The organism is Mesorhizobium sp. M0016, assembly GCF_040324035.1.
Classification (GTDB): domain Bacteria; phylum Pseudomonadota; class Alphaproteobacteria; order Rhizobiales; family Rhizobiaceae; genus Mesorhizobium.
This window is the reverse complement of the sequence record NZ_JAMYVM010000058.1, coordinates 1-1962: the sequence shown is the minus strand read 5'-3', so window position 1 is coordinate 1962 and position 1962 is coordinate 1. Positions and strand designations below refer to the sequence as shown.

Annotated in this window: 3 protein-coding genes; all 3 read right to left on the bottom strand. The window is 61.6% G+C overall.

The window, feature by feature from the left end:
* Nucleotides 1–448: gamma-glutamyltransferase (locus tag NKJ88_RS32845; protein ID WP_352446967.1), on the bottom strand; the 448-nt coding region annotated here is incomplete at its 3' end.
* A 43-nt stretch (nt 449–491) separates the two neighbouring features.
* Nucleotides 492–1205 carry an ABC transporter permease gene (locus tag NKJ88_RS32840; RefSeq protein ID WP_023712992.1) on the bottom strand — a complete coding sequence of 238 codons (714 nt, stop codon included), beginning with the start codon at nt 1203–1205 and terminating at the stop codon, nt 492–494.
* Nucleotides 1205–1918 (bottom strand): ABC transporter permease, encoded by a 714-nt coding sequence (locus NKJ88_RS32835; RefSeq protein WP_023689287.1) that lies wholly within the window; start codon nt 1916–1918, stop codon nt 1205–1207. The genes NKJ88_RS32840 and NKJ88_RS32835 overlap by 1 nt, the downstream gene beginning before the upstream one ends.
* Nucleotides 1919–1962: the final 44 nt, after the last annotated feature.

Below are 1962 nucleotides of genomic sequence, written 5' to 3'. Positions count from 1 at the left end.
AGATGGCGTAGCCGCTTTCGGCGAACTCGATCGCAGGAGCGAAAAGCTTGCCCAGCGGCAGTTTTCCATGATCGGCGTTGAGCTGTGTCCAGGCGTCCACCGCTCCGGGAACCGTTACCGCATGCGGTGAGTGACGCTCGATTTCTGTGATGCCCTGAGATGCATACCAATCGGCTGTTGCAGCCGCAGGGGCACGGCCGGATCCGTTGTAGGCGATGATCTCGCTGGACCCTTCTTTCGACATTAGGACGAAACAGTCTCCGCCGATGCCGGTAGACCCCGGTTCGACCACGCACTGTACGGCGCTGGCGGCGATGGCCGCATCGAGTGCGTTGCCCCCCGCCTCCAGAATCCGAACGGCCGCAAGCGTGGCCGACGGATGGGACGTCGCAGCCATGCCATGCCGTGCGACCACGACCGAACGGCTTGGTTTCTCGAAATCTCTCATACGCGAAAAACTCCCTAGAACGATTGCAGTGAGCGCCAGCCGATCACGCAGGACTGGTCGCAAGGCCCGATGCCGGGCGCAGATGCCGTGACAGATTGTATTCGAGCCGGCCCAGTGTCCGGGTGATGATGAAATTGAGGATCAGGTAGATAGCGCCGGCGCAGACGAAAACTTCCATGGCCCGGTAGGTTTGCGAAATGATGCCCTGGGCGATGCCGGTGATTTCCATCAGCGTAACGATGGATGCAAGTGAGGTTCCCTTGACCATCAAAATGATTTCGTTGCCATAGCTTGGCAAAGCCTGGCGCAGTGCGATCGGCAGGACGATGCGGCGCAAGGTCATCAGTCGCGTCATGCCAAAGGCCTGCGCCGCCTCAATCTGGCCGGACGGGACCGACTGCATGGCGCCGCGGAGGATTTCACTGCCATAGGCTGCGGTGTTGAGGGTTAGCGCGAGGATGGCACACCAATAAGGTTCGCGGAAAAGGCCCCACAAACCAAGTTCCTGCAATGTCGGCCGAAACTGGCCAAGGCCGTAGTAAATCAGGAATATCTGGACCAACAGGGGCGTGCCGCGAAACACCGCGACGAAACCCTTGATTGGCCCGTCAATCAAGGGCTGGCGGAGGCGCTGGGCGAGCGCCAAAGCCAAGGCGAGGATGGCGCCGAGCAGGATGGACGTGCCGGCCAGCTCAAGCGTCAGCGGCAGGCCGGCAAGCAGCTTCGGTAGTATTTCGGCGAAAAAGGCGAAATCCATCACACTCTCCGAATGCCCCGAAGCGCGCGGCGTTCAGCGCGCTTGAACAGCAACCCTGTCGCTGAGGCGATGGCCAGGTAAAGCGCGGCGGCAGCTGTGTAGAAGAGAAACGGCTCGCGAGTCGATCCGGCCCCGATCTGTGCCTGACGCATCAGTTCGACAAGCCCGATTACCGAAATCAGCGCTGAATCCTTGAGCACCAGTTGCCACACATTCCCTAGGCCCGGGATGGCGTAGCGCATAAGCTGGGGTGCGATCACCCGGCGCAACATGAGCGCAGGCGGCATGCCATAGGCGCGCGCTGCTTCGATCTGGCCGCGGTCGATGGCGATGTAGGCACCGCGAAACACCTCCGCCTGATAGGCACCCGAAATTATGCCGATTGCCGTGGTGCCTGTGGCGAAAGCCGGCAATCCAAGGAATCCTTGGGCGCCAAACCAATGGCCGACCGCAGTCAGCGCCATGCTACCGCCGAAATACAGGAGATAGATGGTCAAGAGGTCGGGAACGCCCCTGAATACCGTGGAATAGGCATCGGCGAGCAGGCGGAGGGAGCGCGACCCGCTGACCCGGGCCGCAGCTGCCAAGGCGCCGATCACCGAGCCGACCATAAATCCGGCGACCGAAAGCAGAAGCGTTACGAACGCAGCGCTGAGCAGCGCCACCGCCCAGCCGCCGTCGCCAAACCCTAGCAGACGAACGCTATCCAGCATCGGCTAGTTCGCGCTCCGGGAAGGGCTTCTCACTTGGGCGGCGT

Excerpts from the sequence above, each read along its gene's own strand:
- NKJ88_RS32835 (WP_023689287.1), bottom strand. The coding sequence starts at position 1,918 with ATGCTGGATAGCGTTCGTCTGCTAGGGTTTGGCGACGGCGGCTGGGCG.
- NKJ88_RS32840 (WP_023712992.1), bottom strand. The coding sequence starts at position 1,205 with ATGGATTTCGCCTTTTTCGCCGAAATACTACCGAAGCTGCTTGCCGGC.